This is a genomic window from Dialister sp. (genome assembly GCF_047832375.1).
GTDB lineage: Bacteria > Bacillota > Negativicutes > Veillonellales > Dialisteraceae > Dialister.
Genome location: NZ_CP181256.1, coordinates 992870 through 1014012 on the forward strand (window position 1 = coordinate 992870; position 21143 = coordinate 1014012).

Here is a 21143-nt window from a genome sequence, read left to right on the forward strand (position 1 = left end):
AAATTACATACCACAAATTATTTATAATTAATTACTGCTGATTGAATAAATGTATAGAGAAAATGGGAGAATGCTACTCTTCGTATTGAGTGGCTTCCGAATTACATAATAGGAGGAGCTATGGACTGCAAGATTATTTACATGACGAACCATGACAGGCGGTATGCGGCTATCCGCAAGGCCTGCGAATCCCTGCAGGATGAGGGGCGGATTTCTGACCTCTGCCTGCCGGTGATGATTGAGAAGACCAGTGACTGGGACCGTTCCTGGGAAAGAAAGATGAAGGGGGCTTCCCTGGTCATGGTGCATCTCATGAAGAATGGCCTGAAATCGGCTTTCTGGAAAGACTGCAAAGGCTTCCTGGACCGGGAAGGGATTCCGTACTTCGTAGATGCCGTAGATGGGGGTGCTGCAGAACACAGCGAGAGCATCACCGATGAGGACATGAAGGTTTTCCGGGAATACTGCCTCTACGGTGGCATGGAGAACTTCCGGAATCTCTGGCTCTATGCGAATTCTCTCTTTGATCCGTCCATCGAGAAGCCGGAGGGACCGAAGACCTATACCTGGGCCGGTATTTATGATCCCACGAAGGAAAGCCTTTTCACCACGGACCTGGGAGAGTTCATCGGACGGTGGCATGATGACCGGCCGGTGCTGGGACTCCTGTTTTACAGGGAGGAATGGATCTGGGGGGACCTGTCCTACCAGAATGCATTCATAGAAGAGGCAGAAAAGCAGGGGTACCATGTGCTTCCGGTCTTTGCCAACGGCGCTCCGGAAACGGCTCTTGGCATGCCTACCCTGTCGGAGGTCATTGAGACCTATTTCATGAAAGACGGGAAACCGGTGATCGATTCCCTCACCAGCACCATGAAGTTCGCCCTTACCGGCAGCGGCCGGGCATCTATTGATACCCTGAAGAAATTGGGAGTACCCCTTCTGGATGCCTATACCCTCCTGGTATCGGAAAAGGACTGGCGGGATAATGCGGAAGGTTTGAATTCCATTGAAACTTCTATTGCCGTGGCCATGCCTGAACTGGATGGTGCCATTCACGGTGTGCCCATTGCCGGGCGGGTCCGTAAGGAAGATGGAACCGTAGAATTCCACCCCATTCCGGAACGGATCTCCCGGATGGTTGGGAAGGCAGGCAAGTGGGCCCACCTTCATAAAATGGCGAACTCCGACAAGAAAGTGGCCATCATTTTCCACAATTACCCGGCGAAGAATTCCAATATCGGCTCCGCTTCCGGCCTGGATACCATGGAAAGTGCCATCCGCCTCATGAACCGCATGAAGAAGGAAGGCTATACCATCGATTTCATTCCGGAAAATACGGAAAAGTTCATCGAAATGATGACGTCCCATGCCACGAATGATATTTCCATGATGACCGAAAAGCAGGCAGAGGAATGCCAGAAGCTGCCGGCAAAGGAATATATCGATTTCTTCCATACCTTGGGACAGGATGCCCAGAAGCGGATGGAAGAGAGCTGGGGCAAGGCTCCGGGGGAAGTCATGATTTCGGATAAGGGAAATATCCTGGTCCCCGGCACCATGGATGGGAACCTGTTCCTTACGGTACAGCCATCCCGCCAGTATGGCATGGATCCTTCCAAGGCCTACCATGATCCCTATATCCCGCCGACCCACCAGTACCTGGCTTTCTATTACTGGCTCCGTAATGTATGGAAGGCGGATGCGGTGGTTCACATGGGTACCCATGGCAACCTGGAATGGCTGCCGGGCAAAGCGACGGGACTTGATGAAGAAAGTTACCCGGATATTGCGCTGGGAGATCTTCCCAACGTGTATCCTTACCATATGACTATCACCGGCGAGGGCATGATTGCCAAGCGCCGGGCTGCGGGCTGCCTCATCGGTTACATGCCTGCCCCGGTTTCCGATGCCGGTGCCTACGATGAAATGGAAGAACTGGAAAAGACCATGGATGAATACGCCCACCTGAAGGAAACGGGAAATGACGTATCGGACATGGAAAAGCCCATCATGGATCTCGTGAAGAAAGCGAAACTGGACAGCGACGTGCCGCGGAAAGAGGGCGTATCCTTCGATGATTACGTGGCAGAACTCCACAATTACATCGAAGAGCTGAAGGACAGCGAAGTCCATGTGGGACTCCATATCCTGGGCCAGCCCCTGGAGGGAGACCTTCTCACCGATGGCATTCTCCAGCTCCTGCGCCTTTCTAATGACAAGATTCCTTCCATTTACGACCTGTGGGTAGAAAAATATGGCACCGACCTGGACACCATCCAGACGAAGGCTTCGGAAATGGATGAAAAGGAAAACTGCACTTATGGCGAACTGATGGTACGGATCCGAAGGGAAACAAGGACAGTGATCCGTACCCTGCAGGATGGCGGATTTACGGAAGAATCCATTCATAAAGCCATGGCCCTTCCGGAAATGGAAGGAGCCGATGGGTGGAGAAAGAAGGCAGAGGACCTGCTCCACTTTGTGACGGAAGACATATATCCTCGGCTCTCCCGGGTAACCGAAGAAATGGATCACACCCTGGATGCCCTGGACGGACGGTATGTGGAACCGGGACCTTCCGGCTCCCCCAATGCCGGCGGCGTTTCTCTCCTGCCATCGGGTCGGAATTTCTACGGCGTGGATCCCAGAACCCTGCCGTCTCCTTCCGGCTGGCGGCTCGGTGTGAAGCTCGGGGACCGGATGATTGAGAAGTTCATTGCGGACCAGGGCAAGTATCCGGAAAACATCGGCATGGTCCTCTGGTCCGGCCCCAATATGCGGTCTTCCGGCCAGGATATTGCTGAATTCCTCTATCTCCTGGGGATTCGTCCCGTATGGCAGAAGGGGAGTCTCCAGATCCGTGACCTGGAACCCATTCCCCTTTCTGAACTGAAACGCCCGAGGATCGACGTGACCGGCCGTATCAGCGGCCTCTTCCGGGATACGCTGCCCCAGATTTCCGAACTCATGGATAAGGCCGTGCTCCTGGCGGCTTCCCTGAATGAAAAAGATGAGGATAATTTCGTCAGAAAGCACGTGAAGGCTGATACGAAACTCATGACCGATGAAGGGGTAGACGCAGATGATGCCTGGAGAAATGCGGCATTCCGCATCTTCGGCGATGCCCCCGGAACCTATGGCGCCGGTGTCAATACGGTGCTGGATTCCAAGAACTGGCAGAATGAGGACGACCTGGCCAGCGTCTACGTACGTTGGGGCGGCCATGTATTCGGCGGCGGAAACCGGGGTGTATTCAAGCCGGAACTCTTCAAGAAGCGGCTGGCTTCTTTGGACCTCACCGTAAAGAATGAGGAAAACCATGAATCCAACATCCTTTCTTCCGATGACTACAACGCTTTCCACGGCGGCATGATAGCGGCAGTGAAGAGCCTTGGCGGCAAGACACCCCAGTCCTATGTGGGGGATTCCACAAACCGTTCTGCTGTCGGTGTGAAAACGGTACAGGAAGAAATGAAGCGGGTATTCCGCAGTGAATCCATGAACCCGAAATTTATCGAAGGCCTCATGAAACACGGCTACAAAGGGGCTACGGACCTGGCAAACCGCCTGTCCATCAGCTTCCAGTGGGATGCCACCAGTGGCGTCATGGATGACTACATGTATGAACAGTACGCCAAAAAGTATGCCCTGGATCCGAAGATGCAGCAGTGGATGAAGAAAGTGAATCCCTGGGCTCTCCAGAATATCGCAGAAACCCTGCTGGAGGCGGACCAGCGTAAGATGTGGAACGCCGATGATTCCATGAAGGAAGAACTGCAGCAGCTCTATCTGTCGGTGGAAGGGGAACTGGAAGATGACGGAGATGATGACGAATAACATGCCACCTATCCGCATGCTGGTGCTCACCCTCACCGGACGATGCAACTTTGCCTGCCGCTACTGCTACGCTTCTGACGTGGACCAGGTGGATATGGATGAGGATACGGCGGTGAAAGCGGTGATGATGGCCGGACAGTCGGGGGAGCGTTTCCTCCTCCAGTTTTCCGGCGGGGAGCCGCTTCTCCGTTTCCCCCTCATCCGAAAGCTGGTGCATGTGGTGGAAGAAAACCACTTCGACGCCCAGATGCAGATCCAGACCAACGGGTCCCTCCTCACCAGGGACATAGGCCGGTTCCTTTACGACCATAACGTGGGCATCGGTATTTCCTGCGACGGCAGGCCTTCCGTCATGGACAGGACCCGGAAAATGAAAGACGGCGGGTCTTCGTCCAAGGCAGCGGCCAAAGGCTTCCGGAACCTGGCGGAAGAGGGCATCGGCACCGGCATCACCTGCGTCGTCACTGACGACATGGTGGATGAACTGCCGGGTATCGCCGACATGGCCCAGTTCTACGGAAACGTACACCAGGTGGGCTTCGATATTCTCCGGGAGCAGGGAAGGGGAAGCACCCTTCACGAACCCACGGCAGAAGCCATGACCCGGGCCCTGGAGAAAGTCTACCGGCGCATGGACATGCTGGAGAAAGTCACCGGCCGCCATATCCACTTCACCCAGGAAGATCGGGCGGAAAGGCTGGACAGGACGGGAAAATATGAATTCCCCCAGTGCTATGCCATGAACGGCGAAGCAGCCTTCGTGGACGTACACGGTTCCATCTACGCCTGCTCCTCCCTCATGGGAAGGGAGCAGTACCTCCTGGGCACCGTAGAAACCGGCAGGGACCCGGACAAAGTGAGGGAAGTGGGGGCCTTCATCAAGGCCGCCATGAGCCGCTGCCGGAGCTGCGAATACTTCCGCCTCTGCGGCGGAGGCTGCTTCTCCCGGTGGCTTGATAAAGATGGCCACGTGCGGCTGTCAGAGGCCGAATGCGCCATGAAGAAGTTTTTTATAAAGAAGTATTTAGAGAAGAAAGGTGGCTCAAGGGTAACGCCCTGCGGCTAGGGAAAGGTGGCTCAGGGGGAACGAGCTTCGCTCGAGGGGGGGTGGAGCGGCGCACAATTCATATAGCGCCGCGGATTATGAGGAACCCAACCTCCCCTCTTTAGAGGGGAGGGGGACCACGAAGTGGTGGAAGGGTGGCCGCGTAAGCAGTTGGACTTGTGGCGGAGAACGGTGGGAGCGACTTCAGCGAGAGCCCCCTCCGCCCTGCGGGCACCTCCCCCATAGATGGGGGAGGTTAGGGTTCAAAGACTTGCGGCGCTCTGTGAATTGTGCGCCGCTCCACCCCTTTGGCCGCAGGCCATTCCCCCTCGGGCGAAGCCCGTTATCTTTCAGCCACCTTGGCCGTAGGCCATTACCCTTTTACATCAGTTCATATTCACCATTTTTATATATCAAGGAGGAGTTTATCTATTATGAAACGACAGGGAACATTCCCATTTACCGCCATCATTGGCCAGGACACCATGAAGAAAGCGCTGGTCCTGAACGTAGTGAACCCGAAGCTTGGGGGCGTACTGATCCAGGGTGAAAAAGGCACCGCCAAATCCACCGCTGTCCGTGCGCTGGCAGATCTCCTGCCACCCCGTAAGTGCATCAAGGGCTGCCGGTTCTATGATGATCCCGATGATCGGGCTAACTGGTGCGATGAATGCCATGAAAAATATGACCATGAAGAACCGCCGGTAGAAATGCTGCCGATGAAAGTAGTGGAACTGCCGGTCAGCGCTACCGAAGACCGTGTCGTCGGTACACTGGACATCGAAGCCGCCATCCGGGAAGGCAAGCGTTCCTTTGAAACCGGCATTCTGGCCGATGCAAACAGAAACATCCTTTATGTGGATGAAATCAACCTGCTGGATGACCACGTGGTGGATGTGCTCCTGGACTCCGCTGCCATGGGTATCAATACGGTAGAACGGGAAGGCATTTCCTATTCCCATCCTGCCCGTTTCTCCCTGGTAGGCACCATGAACCCGGAAGAAGGGGATATCCGTCCACAGCTTCTGGACCGCTTTGCCCTCTCCGTCAAGGTTGTAGGTGAACAGGATCCGGAAAAGAGAGCGGAAATCATCAAGAGACGTCTTGCCTATGAAGCCGATCCGGAACCATTCCTGGAACAGTGGAAAGATGAACAGGCCAAAGAAGTCCGCCGTATCGAAAGAGCTATGAAGCTTCTGCCTCAGGTCACCGTATCCAACGATATTCTCCTTCTGGCAGCCAAGATTTCCATCACCCTCGGCGTCGATGGACATCGTGCCGATATTACACTGATCAAGACAGCAGAAACCATTGCTGCCGTGGCAGGCCATACGGAAGTCACAAAAGAAGATATACGGGAAGCATCCAGACTGGCCCTGCCCCATCGCATGAGACGGCGCCCCTTCGAAGAACAGACCCTGGACTGGTCGGAAGTGGATAAGGTCATCGACGATGAAGCGTAACGTTTTTCCATTTGCCGCTGTCTGCGGAATGGAAAAAGCCAAAGAAGCCATCCTCCTCACCCTGGTGAACCCCTTTGCGGGGGGCCTTCTCCTTTCCGGGGAGAAGGGCACCGGTAAGTCCACCCTGGTACGAGCTGCCAGGGAACTGGTGGATGCACCGTGGGTCGAAATTCCGATCAGCATTACGGAAGACCGGCTCTTTGGTTCCATTGATACAGAAGAGGCAATCCGCAGCGGTCATAAAAAGCTCCTTCCCGGGCTCATTGACGAAGCGGACCAGGGAATTATCTATATTGACGACGTGAATCTCCTGCGGGATGATCTTCTTTCCGCAGTACTGAATATTCGGGAAGCCGGCGGCTACCGGCTGGAAAGAGATGGCCTCTCGGAACAGAGGGACACATCCTTTACGGTGCTGGCAGTAATGAATCCGGAAAGCGGTACTCTGTCCGCTTCTTCCCTTGACCGTTTCGGCCTGTTCGCTTCCACTGATGAAGATTTCGACGACGAGACGAGACTGGAAATCATCCGCCGGGTGCTGGATTATGAAAAAGACGGCATCGCTTTCCGCGCAAAGTGGCAGAAGGAAACGGATGAACTGAAAGAAAAAATCAAAGATGCCAGGGAAGCACTGAAAGCGGTGGAAGTATCCCCGGCCATGATCCAGCTGGCCGCTGTGTATACCCTGAAGGCCCATGTAGCCGGACACCGGGCAGACATTTACCTCATAGAGGCAGCCCGGGCGGAAGCGGCCCTGGAGGGCAGGAAATATGTGCTTCCGAAGGACCTGGAAAAGGCGGCGGAATTCGTCCTTCCCCACAGGATGAGGAAGGCGGAAGACCAGCAGCCGGAAGAACCGCAGCCCCAGGAACAGCAGCAGCCTCCGGAAAACCAGGAGGACCAGCAGCAGCCGGAAGAAGACAAGGGTGATGAAAATGAATTTACCCATCCTCCGGAAGCCCAGCCGCCCCAGACGAATACGGAAGATTCGGAAGACAGCAGCCAGGACCTGAATCCGGAAAATTCGAAATTCTCCAACCCCAAAGGCTCCAGCCGGGAACGGATCGATGCAGCGGATCTGCACGTGAACCTGCCGCCCATGTGGATTGAACCGTCGAAGGACAGGAAGCCGAAGAAGGGCAGCGGCAAGAGAAGCCTTACCATGACGGACCTCATGCAGGGCCGCTATGTGCGGGCAGAAATTCCGAAATCCAAGACCAGCGACATTGCCTTCGATGCTACCCTTCGGGCCGCAGCGCCTTACCAGAAGGCAAGACCCTCCAATGGATGTGCTGTGGTGATCCGGAAAGATGACCTCCGCAGCAAGGTCCGCGAAAAGAGGACAGGCAATATTTTCCTCTTCGTCGTAGATGCCAGCGGTTCCATGGGTGCCCGGGAGAGAATGAAGACCGTAAAGGGTGTCATTTTCAAAATTCTCCTGGATGCCTACCAGAAGCGTGACCGCGTAGGCATGGTGGCATTCCGCAAGAACACGGCGGAAGTACTCCTCCCTGTGACCCGGTCTGTGGACTTCGCCCAGAAAAAACTGGCTACCATGCCCACCGGCGGCAAGACACCTCTTGCCAAGGGACTCCTGAAGGCGGAAGATGTTCTGGATATGCTCTACCGGCAGGATGCGAACCAGGATCCTGTCATGATTCTCATCACCGATGGAAGGGCTACAAGCCCCCTGAACAAGGGCACCAATCCGGTCACCGATGCCCTGGAAGAAGCCAAACGCATCGGACGGCGGAATATCCCGGTGGCTGTTATCGATACGGAGTCCGGATTCATTAAACTGGGTCTGGCAAAGAAACTGGCCAAAGCCATGGGAGCCTCCTACTTCCAGGTGGACAAGATTTCCGAAGACCAGCTTCTCCATATCTGGAGAACCGCGGCGAATATGTAAGGGAAAAGGGATGGGGCTTTGGCCGGAGCTATTTCCTTCGGTCAGGGCTCTGCCTGGCGGCAAGGCGAAAGCTCCGCTTGGGCTCAAGGAAGGAATATGTCTTGGGCCTGGAGGCCAAGGTGGCTGAAGGGGCTGAGGTGACTGAAGGGGAATGGCCTTCGGCCAGGTGGATTGGGTGCCGTGTCAAATGATATGGCGGCAGGAGTATTTAATCAGTGCTTCCTTAATTCTGCGGCGCTTCTGCATTTTGCGCGCCACCCATTCCCCTCAGCCGCTTCAGTCACCTTATTTACCCTTGGACCCTGCTTCTCGATTTAGAAAGGATTTTGCAACTATGAGACAATGTATGGATGAAGAAAACCTGCACCGCAGGCTGAAGAAAATCGTTGGCCAGGTACAGGCCATTGACCGTATGATTGATGAGGATATTCCCTGTGAGGATATCCTGACCCAGGTCAATGCGGCCAAATCCGCTCTTCACAAGGTGGGCCAGATTATCCTGGAAGGACACCTGCAGCACTGCGTGCGGGATGGGATCGAGCATGGAAATGCGGATGAGACCATCGCTAAATTTGCTAAGGCCGTAGAGCGCTTTTCAAACATTGTCTGATTATGAGGAAATGGCTCCGGCTGCAGGCCGCTGCCCAGCGAAGTCTATACCACCATCAGCCCCATATATCCCCGTGGGCATACACCCTATAAACCGGGGTGAAGCTTTTACTTCGGCCGTTGTCCATAGCCTTATCCTTTTGAGGTTCCTATGATCCGATTTTTCCTTTTTCTATTCTTCATCCTGTGCACCGTCCTGACCCCGGCCTATGGCATGGAGGGGATGGCGAAGCTGGATGCCGTGTATCCCTATACCCTTTCTCCGACGGAAAAAGCGGAGGTCCATCCCGGGAGCACCCAGATGCTCTACGTGTCCCTGGAGGAAGCCAACGTGCCGGCGGAGCGGAGGGTTTCTGTCCATATTTCCCTTCCGGAAGGGTATAAGGCCCTTCCCGGGGACCATTGGGAGGTTTCTGACAATGGCCGTGAGGTGGCCATGGATTGGACTCTTCCTGCCGATTTTGGGCAGCTTTTTGAGGCTGTCCCCATCCTGTCGGACAGTTCCGTCACTTCTTCTGCAGAAGAAGTGGCGGTCACGGTGGATGGGGATGGCCTTCATTTGTCCCAAATCATCCCTTTTACGGTAGGGGAACCGGTGGCGGCGAAGAAAGAGGGAAAAAAGACCCATGAGTCCTGGTATATCCAGGGCAGTGCCCTCCCGGTGGATGAGTCGGGGGAATCCGACGGCCGACAGGCAAAGGACACCATCGTAGTCCCTGATGTGACTCTGGAAAATATAAAGACCCGCCTCACCGGTGGCAAAAGCACGGACTGGACCGGTATTCTTTCCCGGCCGGTGGCCTATATGCTGCTGGATCTTCGAAATCCTATGGGCGATGAAAAGCCGGTCCATGGGATGGCCCAGCTGGTGGACCGGGGAACGGGGGAAGTGAAGAAGGGGCTCATTTCCATTTCTGAAGGCGGCGCGGTGAGCGAAGAAAGTCCGGAGAGAACGGATATTTCTTTCTCCCTCACCGGCAGCAAGCTGCAGACCGTGGTTTTCCCTCTCTATGCGGACCCATTTTCCATAAACGAAGGAGACTATAATCTGCGGATTACCCTCAATGACGGCGGATCGGACCGGATTATGGAAATTCCTTTGACCGTAGTAAAGAGAAGAAGCATCGGCTTCCTGACGCTTGGTTTTTCCATGGCCTGTCTCCTGGCGGTGCTTCTGTCTCTGGGACGGCTCAAAAAATGCATCCTTCATATCGGGGCCCGGGGCGATATTACCACCGCCCTGTTCGGGGCTCTGGCTTTTGGGTGCGTTGTGGTGCCGGTGACTCTTTTAGGTGATTTCCTCCATGTTCTTCTGGGACCATTTTCGGGACTGGTGACAGGACTCTTGAGCGGCGTGGTGCAGTACCTGCTCCTCATGGCACTCCTCATGCTCTTCCGAAAGCCCGGCGTGGCGGCCCTCTTTTACCTCATCCGCTGGCTCCTGTCGGCCATCCTTTTTGGCCGAGTGACACCGGTGGGCATCCTGCTCTGCGCAGCGTCCATGGTGGTCATAGAAGGGGTGCTCTATATTTCCGGTTTTTACAGGAAACAGGAAATATCCCGGAATTACGGCATTTTCATTTCCTTCCTCCTGGGACTCTGCGATGCAGGACTCACTTTTGTCAATATGCAGCAGCTCATGCTGTTTTACCGCATGTACTATGCGGACTGGTTTATCGGACTTTATATGGTGATTAATGGCCTTCTCTACAGCAGCCTTGGCAGCTTCCTGGGCTGGAAAACGGGAAGGCGGCTGAAGCAGGTGATGGGATCATGATACTTTCGGTAGAAGATTTCTCCTGCCGCTATGGGACAAGGGAGAAAGATACCCTGTCCCATGTGTCCCTTTCTGTGGATGAAGGGGAAATGGTCCTCATTGCCGGCCGTTCGGGCTGCGGAAAATCAACGCTCATCAAGGCCATTACAGGACTTCTGGAGGATGTTTCCTGCTCGGGACGCATCGTTCTCTGTGGCAGGGATACAGCATCCATGACAGCGGAGGATATCGGTCTCTATGCGGGGACGGTGTATCAGACCCCGGATGACCAGCTCTTCGCCATGACCATAGGCGATGAAGTGGCTTTTGCCCTGGAAAATCGGGGAGAAGAGGAAGCGGTAATCCGGCGGGAAGTGGCACTGGCCCTTTCCAAGGTAGGTCTTGGAGGAATGGAGGCGAGAAGTATCCATGCCCTGTCCGGCGGCCAGCGGCAGCGGCTGGTGCTGGCATCCATTCTCGTCACCCATCCGAAGCTGCTCATCCTTGATGAACCGGTAAGCCAGATGAATCCCCGGGGTGTGAAGGATTTTCTCGATCTTTTGTGCTCCCTGAACCGGTCGGAACACATGACCATCCTCATGGTGGAACACCGGGTGAATGAGCTGGCATCCCGTTTTCCCCGGCTCTGCGTCATGAGTGAAGGTCATTTCATTTACGACGGTCCCACGGAGGAGGCCTGGAATCGTATCGACAATACCGAAGTCTACGGCCTTCGGGAACCGGAAACTGTGAAACTTTCCCGGCTCCTCCATATCCATCCGGTGACGGACAATATGGAGAAACTGGTGGAAGCAGTGAAGAAAGAGAGGATTCCCTTTGCTTCCCATGTGGACATTCCTTCCCCTTCTCATGGGGGAGAGGTGGTCATGGAAGGCCGAAATATCCATTTTACCTATCCCGGCGCTTCGGAAGAGACCCTCCATGGCCTGTCTTTTTCCATCCGCAAAGGATCCATCAATGGACTCATGGGATTCAACGGCGCCGGAAAGTCCACACTCCTCAATATCCTGGCGGGCCTGGAGGAGCCTACGGAAGGGGATATTCTCATCCATGGGGAAAAGGCGTCCCGGGAGCGGCACCATGTGGGTTTCATGCGGCAGGAGGCGGACCTCATGCTCCTCACCGATTCGGTGGAAGAGGAGCTCACATGGAATAACCGGGATATTACGGAAGAAGAACTGGATACGCTCCTTCACAAACTCCATGTGTCCCATTACCGCCACGATTTTCCACTGGCCCTGTCCAAGGGACAGCGGCTTCGGGTGGTTTTTGGCGCCATGCTGGCAAGAAGGGATAATGATATCCTTCTCCTCGATGAACCTACCACCGGCCAGGACCAGAAGAGTCTCATGGATATCCGGGAAATGCTCCGCTATGCGGCCTCCATGGGACGCACCATTTTCATCTGTACCCATGATATGGAACTGGCGGCGGATCTGGCAGAAGAAATATTTGTGCTGAAGGGAGGGCGGTTTATCGCCCGCGGCAGTCCCCATACGATTTTCAGCGACCGGAAACTCATGGAGTCCGGGGGACTTGCCCTTCCGCCGATGATGGAATTTTCAGAGAAAATGGGGATAGAACCCTGCGTTACCATAGGGGAGGTGATGGACCATGTCATACCGGCAGACCTTCGAAGGAAGTGACCGGCCGTCCTGCCTTTCCAGGCTTGATGGGCGGACAAAGCTTTCCATTCTTTTCCTTTACGCCATCATGATGGTGCTGGTGGATAATGGGAGAACCCTGTTTATCCTGTTCACGTTGACCCTGGTTCTTCATTTCCTGGCAAAAACACCTCTTTATAAATGGAAAATTCTCGCGGTCTTTATCCTCCTGGGACTCTGGGGATCCATATCGAGCCAGGCCCTTTTCTTTGCCCAAAACCCGAGAACGCCCCTCCTCATGCTTATATCGCCGTCGTTTCCAGTCCTTGGGCTGCTGACAAAGGGGCTGTATATTTATAAGGAAGGCATTATTTACGGTGCAGTGCAGGGTATGCGTACGGTATCCATGATTTCCCTGGGGCTCCTGGTCTGCTGGACCAGTGATCCCCGGAGCCTTTTGAAAGCCCTGACCTCCTGGCACCTGTCCCCCCAGACATCGTTCATGCTGGTTACGGCCATCCGTTTCTTTCCCATCCTTGCTTCCGAAGCGGGGGAAGTAATGACCGCTCTCCAGCTCCGGAGCGGTACACTGAAAGGCAGGCATCAGGTGCTGAGGCACATTCCCTACATGGTGAAGCCCCTTTTGGCCCGCTGCCTCCGGCGGGCGGGCACATTGTCCCTTTCCGTCACCAGCCGGGGCCTGTTCCTGGCAAAAGGGAAAAAAGGCACCCCCTGGCGGCGGAGAGAAAAATGGGCCTGCGCCCTGTGCCTCGTTTTCACCCTTTTCTGCGGCGCCGGTAAGATCCTCTATGCCCTGTCCCTGAAGGGCTTCTATTATGGCGCATTCCGCATAATCTATGACTGGACGAAACTGTACCTATGAAAAAATGTAAAACATTTCTGATTTTTGCCCTCCTATTCCTTACCTGGGCTGCCCTGTTCTGGCTCACCGGCAGTAAAACGCCCTGGCAGGTTTTTACTACCCATGACAGGGAGGCAGGCACGGTGGTGCCTTTGGGAGAAATGGCGGGACGGAATTATGACCGCATGGGCTTTGACGGCGGGGAAATCCTTTCCGTGAAATCCGATGGTGGCTGGCTTGTGGGCACTGCGAACGGAGAACTGCTGCACCTTTCAAAGGATGGAAAGGAACTGTGGAGCCATTCCGTAGGGAGCGGCCTCATCCGTTCCATCGCCGTGAGTAAGGATGAAAAGACCGTCTACGCCGGCGAGAAGAGCCCTGATGGATACCTGTACGCCCTGGATGTGAAGACAGGAGACCTGCGGTGGAAATACAGGGGCTATGATGTCATCGGAGGGGAGCCGGATATCCGGGCGGATCCGCAGCCTATTCACGTGGCCACGGACCGGGCAGGTAATGTGTATGCCGTCTTTTACCGGTTCACCGTTTCTCCTTCCGGCGTGCGGCGCTATGTGAGCCGCATCGTATCCTTTACTGCCAGCGGTGACGTGCGCTGGAAGTACCCGGAAGATGGCAATATGGATGCCTGGGTGAACTGGGGGGATGATTCCGAAGCAGCCCACCGGTTTGCCTTTGGAACGGCAAATTATGATAAATCCAAAACAGAAAAATTGGAGTATAATAAGAATATATATGTGTTAGATGACAGGAATGGCACTCTTATCCATACGGAGACGATTCCCACGGCAGACCATTTCCAGACGGTAGCCATGAGAAATGGCCCCTCTTTTTCGGAAGACGGGAAAGTCCTCACCGCCATGACGAGCGATGGACGGGGATTTCTGTATGACAGTGACGGAAATCTCCTGTGGCAGAGAACCGTGGCGGAAGCAAAGAATATCAACGGCAGCTGGTTCTTTGCCGCCGGTCGTGACGCCATGGTGGTGCCGGAGGGCGTCCTTTTTGCCACCATCAATACCTTTGGACGGGATAACTGGCAGATACCCGCTCCCGTCATCCATCCCGCCAGCAACAGTCTTTATCTTTTTGGCCTGGACGGCCGGTTCCTCTTTCAGTACCGGGCGCCCGGCGAAATAGAAGGGGTCAGCACCGCAAAGGGCCTGGCAGCCCTGGCAGTGGGGAGAAACGTGAGAAATCACGACTACCATGCCCACGGTGCCGCCATTGTCAGCCTTTCCGACGGGAAAGAACTCCATTTCTACCATACCGCCGGTCCCCTCCAGGCCATTGCCATTTCATCCGATGGAAAACAGGCGGCGGGGATCGAAGTGCCTGCCGTGACACCGGAAGGGAACCTATTGGGTGACTATCGGCTGCATATATGGGATGTGGAGTGAAGTGAAGAAAGGTGATTAAGTGGGGCCCCAGACGGGTGGAGGGTTCGTAAGGGTTGTGGCTTTCACATCGCTGCGCTCGTGAAAGCGGGTTGTGGGTTAGCATCGCTGCGCTCGCTAACCGGGTGGGGACGCTGCGCTTAAAAGGAAGGGAGACCTTATATAACGCGGCCAAGGGCCGCTTGTGTCCAGCAGCGGCGAAGCCGCTGATTCACCTTATGCCCCGGCGCGGAGCGCCCACAACCCCACGGGGAAAGCGACTCACGATGATTTGTGCGTCGGTGACGCTCCTTCAAATCATGTTCGCTGCGCACCGGTGAACGAGCGCAGCGCAGTTCACCTACCACCCTTAGCCCCATTCATATGCATGGGATAAAATTATAAAGCCACCAACAGAGGAAGGAACCATTACACTATGATTACACGATTTATGCGATACTACCGGCCCTATATGAAAATCCTTGTATGGGTCATTATCGGCACCTTTGCCATGGCGGGACTGGACCTGATCTTTCCTATCGTTGTCCGGAACCTGATCAACCAGGTACTGCCGGCGAAGGACATGCAGCGGCTCTTCATCGGGTCCGCCGTTCTTCTGGTGCTCTACATCATCAACTTTATTATCCAGTTCCTGGTGCAGTACTACGGCCATGTCATGAGCGCTTCCATAGAGCACGACATGCGGCGGGACCTGTTTTCCCATATCGAAAAGCTCTCTTTCCACTATTTCGATAATGAAAAAACGGGGCAGCTCCTTTCCCGCATTACCAGCGATATCACAGAAATCAGTGAACTCTCTTTCCGGGGACCAAACGATGTACTCCTCTGCGGCGTGATTATGGCGGGCACCCTGGTGGTCATGCTCTTCATGAACTGGAAACTGGCTCTTCTCATCGGCGCCCTGCTCGTAGCGAAAGCCATTCACACGGTGAAGATCAACCGGAAAATGAAGGGGGCTTTCCGGAAGAACCGCCGGGTGGCGGGGGAAGTGGCAGCCCGGGCGGAAGAAAGCCTTTCCGGTATCCGCCTCGTGAAAGCCTTCGCCCAGGAAGCCTTCGAACTGAAACGGTTTGAAGAAAAGAGCGTAGATCTTCGGAATACGAAATTTGATTCCTATCGGCTGGTGGGCTATTTTTCCGGCAGTATCAATTTCTTCACCAACTTCATTAACGTGGTGGTTATTCTGGCCGGTGGCTGGATGATTACCCGGGGCGAACTGATGCTGTCCGATTTCGTAGCTTTCCTCCTCTATGTGAATATCTTCATGCGTCCTGTTTTCCGGCTCACGATTCTGGCGGAAGTGTACCAGCGGGGCATGGCAGGCTTCCATCGGTTCGAAGAAATCATGCATACCGAACCCTCTATCAAGGACCCGCCCCATCCCATTACCCTGGCTCATGTGAGGGGAGATATCGATTTCCATGACCTTTCCTTCGGCTATGATCCGGACAGGCTCATCCTCCATCACCTGAATTTCGATATTCCTGCCGGTAAGACTGTGGCTTTCGTCGGAGAAACGGGGGCCGGCAAGAGTACCCTGGTCAGCCTGCTTCTCCGGTTCTATGAACCCACAGAAGGTTCTATTACCCTGGATGGCCATAACCTCAATGAATTTGCCCAGCAGGACCTGCGCCGCAAAATCGGCATCGTCCAGCAGGACGTATTCCTCTTCGGTGACAGCATTGCCGAAAATATCGCCTACGGCAAAGAGGGCGCCACTATGGATGAAATCCGGCGGGCAGCGAAACTGGCTGCTGCCGATGATTTTATCAACTCCCTCCCCAATGGCTATGAAACGAAGGTAGGGGAGAGGGGTGTCAAACTCTCCGGCGGCCAGAAGCAGAGAATCGCCATTGCCCGGGTCTTCCTGAAGAACCCGCCGGTGGTTATCTTTGATGAAGCCACTTCTGCCCTGGATACACAGACCGAAAAAATGGTGCAGTCCACCCTGGATGACCTGGCAAAGGACAGGACCACCATCATCATCGCCCACCGTCTCTCCACCGTACGGAATGCGGACTGCATCTACGTCCTGGACCATGGCCGTCTCATAGAGTCCGGCAATCACGATGCCCTCATGGCTAAGAAGGGCAAGTACTACGAACTCTACGAAGCCCAGAAGAAAAAGCCCGTGGCTGTGGCTGAGTGAAAGGTGGCTGAGAACCGTGCGAATGTGTGGGGGCTTCCAGGGAAAGATGGTTTGCCTGCGGCGTTTCCATCAATCCATCCTGCGGCTTTGCCGCGGCCCTTCTCCAAGGGCCTGCATGATTGGGAAAGAATTGAGAATTGAGTGAAGAGAATTGAGGTCCAGCGGCTCCGCCGCATCCATCCTGCACCTTTGGTGCGTCCCTTCTCTAAGGGGCTGCATGATTGGGGATAGAGTTGAGATTTGAGTCCCAGCGGCTTTGCCGCCATTGGAAGAATCAGCCGCTGAAGGCGGCGTTATATACGGTCTCCCCTTCCTTTTAAGCGCAGCGCCCCACCCGGTTGGCCAGCGCAGCGCCGCCAACCCACCACCTGGTCGGGCGCAGCCCGACCCACAACCCTTAAGAACCCTCCGCTCCTTTGGGCTCGACGGCTCCCCGGCATTTTTCCTCAGCCACTTCAGTCACCTGAGTCACTTCAGCCACCTTTCCATTCCCATCAATCCATCCTGCGGCTTTGCCGCGGCCCTTCTCCCAGGGCCTGCATGCTTATGGGATATCTCACAAAGAACGTTACCCCTTTTATGAGGTTTCCGGTAAGCAAGTGCCCCCTTAGAGAAGGGGGCAGCCCAAAGGGCGGGGGATGGATCCGCCTCAAAGAGGCGGGATCTGCAAAGCAGATAATGCCTGAGCGCTGGATTTCTCACATTGAGCCTTTAACGTTTCCGTCAATCCATCCTGCGGCTTTGCCGCGGCCCTTCTCCCAGGGCCTGCATGCTTATTGGATATTTTACAAAGAACGTTACCTCTTTTATGAGGTTTCCGGTAAGCAAGTGCCCCCTTAGAGATGGAAGTGCTTCGGCCGGGCTCTAAGGTGCTCGCTTAATGTGCAAGCTATGCTCGCTGATGAGCCCGGCTTGGGCATCCTCTGCAGGATGCCCACAGAGGACTTCCAAGTTTGGCCTGAATACAAAAAGCGCTTAGCCTGCCCATAAAAGCGGCTTCCTTATAGGCCAAACGGCGGCAGCCCGAAGGGCGGGGGATGGATCCGCCTTGCAGAGGCGGAATCAGTGAAGCAGGCTGAAGTCAGCTGTTGGGCGCTGCAGTCTGGCCTGTTTTCCTGGAAGCTGGCCGTTAGCAGCTGGAAGCCCCTGCACCTTCGTACGCCGCTCAGTCGTACATGGGGTGCAGCCCAACCCACCTTATGCCCCCGCTTCAACGAGCGAAGCGATGTTGAAGCTACAACCCCACGGGGAAAGCGACTCACTGTATTCTCAGTCGCCTGCGGCTCCTTATGAATGCAGTTCGCTGCGCACCGGTTGGCGAGCGCAGCGATGCCAACCTACCACCCTTAGCCCCATTCACCGATATAGGTATACATAAAAAAAGACCCATGAGATTCACTCTCATGAGTCTTTTTTTCATGTGCGCCCAGCATGGGCGCACTCTTAAGGGTGAAAGTCCCTAGACCGCCCGACAGCGGGAAGGTCATAGCCGAACACCAAGGGTGTCCATCGTGAGGTGGAATCTGAAGGAAGGTGCAGGCAAATCTCCGGTCCGATGTACAAGAACCACATAAGGCTACGGCAGGATGGATAAGGTTGCATGACAAACTGAAGTCCCATAGCTGTACGGAATCCTGCAGAGTACATGTGGCGGATATATGGAGAGAAAGAGTGCGTTCTTACCTGGGGAGGTCTCACGGACACAGCAGAATAAGGCTGTATTTACTGGGCTGTGCTGTGGTTGAAATAAGATTTGCCGTGAGAAGTCAGCAGAGGCCATAGTACCAGATGGCTCATAGGCATCTGGGAAGGGCCGAACTTTAGGAGATGTTAGTCAATGAAAGTAACCAACCATGGGCTTAAAGGCAGACAACTTCAGAAAGAAGACTACTGGCAGAAAGCAGCTGCAGAACAGCAAGGATATGCCGGAGTGCCCATCCATGTGAGGATTGCTGAAAACAACAACATCATCGCAGACTTGCATAAGCAGGAATGCGAAAACTAAAGAACCGCCGTATACCGAACGGTACGTACGGTGGTGTGAGAGGTCGGCGGGCCGAAGCCCGCCTCCTACTCGATTCCATCACTTATCCTTTGCCAGCAGGTCTTCCAGGTATGCCCGGAACTGGGGACCCAGATCCGGACGGCGGAGGGCGAATTCCACGGTGGCCTTCAGGTAGCCCAGCTTGTTGCCGGTGTCGTACCGTTTTCCGGTGAAGTTATAGGCATATACGTTTCCGTTGTGCGCCATGACCCGGAGGGCATCGGTGAGCTGGATTTCTCCGCCTTTGCCGGGCTTTGTCTGTTCCAGCACCTCGAAGACGTCAGGAGTAATGACGTAGCGGCCCAGGGCGGCAAACCGGCTGGGAGCCTCTTCGATGGATGGCTTTTCAATCATGTCCTTTACCTTGAGCAGGTTCGGGTCATCGGTCTTGATACCGTCTACGATGCCATAGGAAGAGACCTGGTCCTTTCGCACAATCTGGCAGCCGATGACGGTGCTGCCGGTCTTTTCATACTGGTCCATAAGCTGCCGGAGCGCCGGTTCCCCGTTGGCGTTGTATACTACGTCATCCCCCAGGATGACGCCGAAAGGTTCGCCGTCGATGAAATCTTTGGCACAGAGGATCGCATCTCCCAGGCCCCGCATGTACTGCTGCCGGGTGTAGTGAATTTTTACGGAAGCCACCTGCCGCACTTCCCGGAGAAGGTCCATCTTGCCCGATTCATAGAGATGCTGCTCCAGTTCCGGGGAAGAATCGAAGTGGTCCTCGATGGCCCGCTTCGCATGGCCGGAAATGATGAGAATCTGTTCAATGCCGCTGGCTTTGATTTCCTCTACAATGTACTGGATGGTAGGCTTGTCGACGATAGGAAGCATTTCCTTCGGCATGGCCTTTGTTTCCGGAAGGAAACGGGTGCCAAAGCCCGCAGCCGGAATGACTGCTTTTCTGATACGTTTCATGTTAGACTCCTTGAGAATATGTGTGAATGGATTGATTGCAATTGAGATAATATTGGTTAAGTGCATAGTGGCTGAGGGGGAATGCCCTGCGGGCAAAGTGGCTCAAGGGGAATGGCCTTCGGCCAAGGGGGTGGTGTGCCGCATCAAATTATCAAGCGGCACGAATTTTATATTAGCCGCGTCGCTGCCAGGTATAAAAATTTCGCGGCGCTAAATGATTTGTGCGCCGCACCTTCCCCTCGGGCGCAGCCCGTTACCCCTGAGCCGTCCGAATACCAAAAGGAAGGCGCCTTAGTGTGCAGTATAGGCGCCAACTTATTCGGACTCGGAGGTCCTATACAGGACACTCCGCCTCGCCGGCAGGCGTTCCCCTTCAGTCACTTTCCACCCAGCATCAGGTATTTACTTACTCAGCAACTTATTTCTTATATCCATAGGGATGACTCTTATGCCACTTCCAAGCAGAGGCGATGATTTCTTCCGTATTGGAATGGGTGGGGTGCCAGCCCAGCACATCCCTGCACTTTTTAGACGATGCGATGAGGATGGCCGGGTCCCCGGGGCGCCTTGCCTCTTCGGTGACTTTGAAATCGATGCCCGTCACCTTCTTTGCCGTTTCGATGATTTCCCGGACGCTGAATCCCTTTTCACTGCCCAGGTTGAAGTAATTGCTTTCACCACCCTGGAGGAGGTATTTCATGGCCAGCACATGGGCATCGGCCAGGTCCAGTACGTGGATGTAGTCCCGGATACAGGTGCCGTCGGGGGTGGGGTAATCGGTACCGTAAATGGCAATGTGGTCCCGGACGCCCTGGGCGGTTTTCAGGATGAGCGGAATCAGGTGGGATTCCGGATTGTGGTCCTCGCCGATGGAGCCGTCAAGAGCAGCGCCGGCGGCGTTGAAGTACCGGAGAGCCACATACCGGAGTCCGTAGGCATTGGTAAAGTCCCGCATCATATTTTCGATGACCAGTTTTGTCCGTCCATAAACGTTGGTGGGGTTATGGGGGAAATCCTCTTCAATCGGCGTCTTTTCCGGTTCCCCGTACACAGCGGCGGTGGAAGAAAAGACGATTTTATTGACACCCGCCTTCTTCATGCCCAGAAGCAGGTGCAGCGTCCCTTCCACATTGTTCGTGTAATACTTGGCAGGATCCACCATGGATTCTCCCACAAGAGAAAAAGCGGCAAAATGGATGACACCGGAAATATCATATTTTTTCAGTGTCTGTGCCACGAAATCCACATCGTGGATATCCCCCTTCACCAGGGTGACCCCTTCCGGTACGGACTCTGCGTGACCTGTAGCCAGGTTATCAAATACAACGGGAGTAAAATCTCCGGCCGCTGCCAGGGCTCTCACTGTATGGGAGCCGATATATCCGGCACCGCCGGTAACAAGAATGTTCATAGTATGCCCTCCTCTGAGCGTTTAATACATATGGTTATAGTATAGCATAAAAAGAAGGTCAGCGGCCTTTGGGCAAGGCTGTGACTTCGTCAGG

General features: G+C 54.7%; 13 protein-coding genes. 11 read left to right on the top strand and 2 right to left on the bottom strand.

Annotated elements, in window-relative coordinates; genetic code table 11:
- Nucleotides 1-120 precede the first annotated feature (120 nt).
- The 11 genes from cobN (at nt 121) to ACFWUL_RS04125 (ending at nt 18678) form a co-directional block, all read left to right on the top strand.
- Complete coding sequence (gene cobN / locus ACFWUL_RS04075; RefSeq protein WP_416177889.1) at nt 121-3840, top strand: cobaltochelatase subunit CobN; 3720 nt, start codon at nt 121-123, stop codon at nt 3838-3840.
- A complete protein-coding gene (locus ACFWUL_RS04080; RefSeq protein ID WP_416177890.1) occupies nt 3818-4906 on the top strand; it encodes a radical SAM protein in 1089 nt (362 codons plus the stop codon). Before cobN ends, ACFWUL_RS04080 begins: the two co-directional genes overlap by 23 nt.
- A 413-nt stretch (nt 4907-5319) precedes the next feature.
- Complete coding sequence (locus tag ACFWUL_RS04085) at nt 5320-6348, top strand: ATP-binding protein (RefSeq protein ID WP_416177891.1); 1029 nt, start codon at nt 5320-5322, stop codon at nt 6346-6348.
- On the top strand, nt 6338-8257 hold the full coding sequence (locus ACFWUL_RS04090) for a VWA domain-containing protein (protein ID WP_416177892.1): 1920 nt from the start codon (nt 6338-6340) through the stop codon (nt 8255-8257). The genes ACFWUL_RS04085 and ACFWUL_RS04090 overlap by 11 nt, the downstream gene beginning before the upstream one ends.
- Nucleotides 8258-8591: 334 nt before the next feature.
- A complete protein-coding gene (locus ACFWUL_RS04095; protein WP_296097981.1) occupies nt 8592-8867 on the top strand; it encodes a metal-sensing transcriptional repressor in 276 nt (91 codons plus the stop codon).
- 150 nt (nt 8868-9017) lie between these two features.
- Nucleotides 9018-10643, top strand: coding sequence for a hypothetical protein (locus tag ACFWUL_RS04100; protein WP_416177893.1), 1626 nt, complete (start codon nt 9018-9020; stop codon nt 10641-10643).
- On the top strand, nt 10640-12289 hold the full coding sequence (locus ACFWUL_RS04105; RefSeq protein ID WP_416177894.1) for an ABC transporter ATP-binding protein: 1650 nt from the start codon (nt 10640-10642) through the stop codon (nt 12287-12289). The genes ACFWUL_RS04100 and ACFWUL_RS04105 overlap by 4 nt, the downstream gene beginning before the upstream one ends.
- Nucleotides 12258-13130: an energy-coupling factor transporter transmembrane component T family protein gene (locus tag ACFWUL_RS04110; RefSeq protein WP_297021544.1), complete on the top strand. Its 873-nt coding sequence runs from the start codon at nt 12258-12260 to the stop codon at nt 13128-13130. The genes ACFWUL_RS04105 and ACFWUL_RS04110 overlap by 32 nt, the downstream gene beginning before the upstream one ends.
- Nucleotides 13127-14527 carry a PQQ-binding-like beta-propeller repeat protein gene (locus ACFWUL_RS04115; protein ID WP_416177895.1) on the top strand — a complete coding sequence of 467 codons (1401 nt, stop codon included), beginning with the start codon at nt 13127-13129 and terminating at the stop codon, nt 14525-14527. Before ACFWUL_RS04110 ends, ACFWUL_RS04115 begins: the two co-directional genes overlap by 4 nt.
- Before the next feature lie 412 nt (nt 14528-14939).
- Entirely contained in the window at nt 14940-16673 is a 1734-nt protein-coding gene (locus ACFWUL_RS04120) for an ABC transporter ATP-binding protein (protein ID WP_416177896.1), read from the top strand.
- A gap of 1837 nt (nt 16674-18510) precedes the next feature.
- Nucleotides 18511-18678 (top strand): hypothetical protein, encoded by a 168-nt coding sequence (locus ACFWUL_RS04125; RefSeq protein WP_297041640.1) that lies wholly within the window; start codon nt 18511-18513, stop codon nt 18676-18678.
- Between the two features lie 78 nt (nt 18679-18756).
- Here the strand turns inward: ACFWUL_RS04125 and galU are convergent, their stop codons facing one another.
- A complete protein-coding gene (gene galU / locus ACFWUL_RS04130) occupies nt 18757-19638 on the bottom strand; it encodes a UTP--glucose-1-phosphate uridylyltransferase GalU (RefSeq protein WP_297021553.1) in 882 nt (293 codons plus the stop codon).
- A 418-nt stretch (nt 19639-20056) separates the two neighbouring features.
- The gene (gene galE / locus ACFWUL_RS04135) at nt 20057-21049 is read right to left on the bottom strand and encodes a UDP-glucose 4-epimerase GalE (protein ID WP_416177897.1); all 993 of its coding nucleotides are present in this window, start codon (nt 21047-21049) and stop codon (nt 20057-20059) included.
- Nucleotides 21050-21143 lie beyond the last annotated feature (94 nt).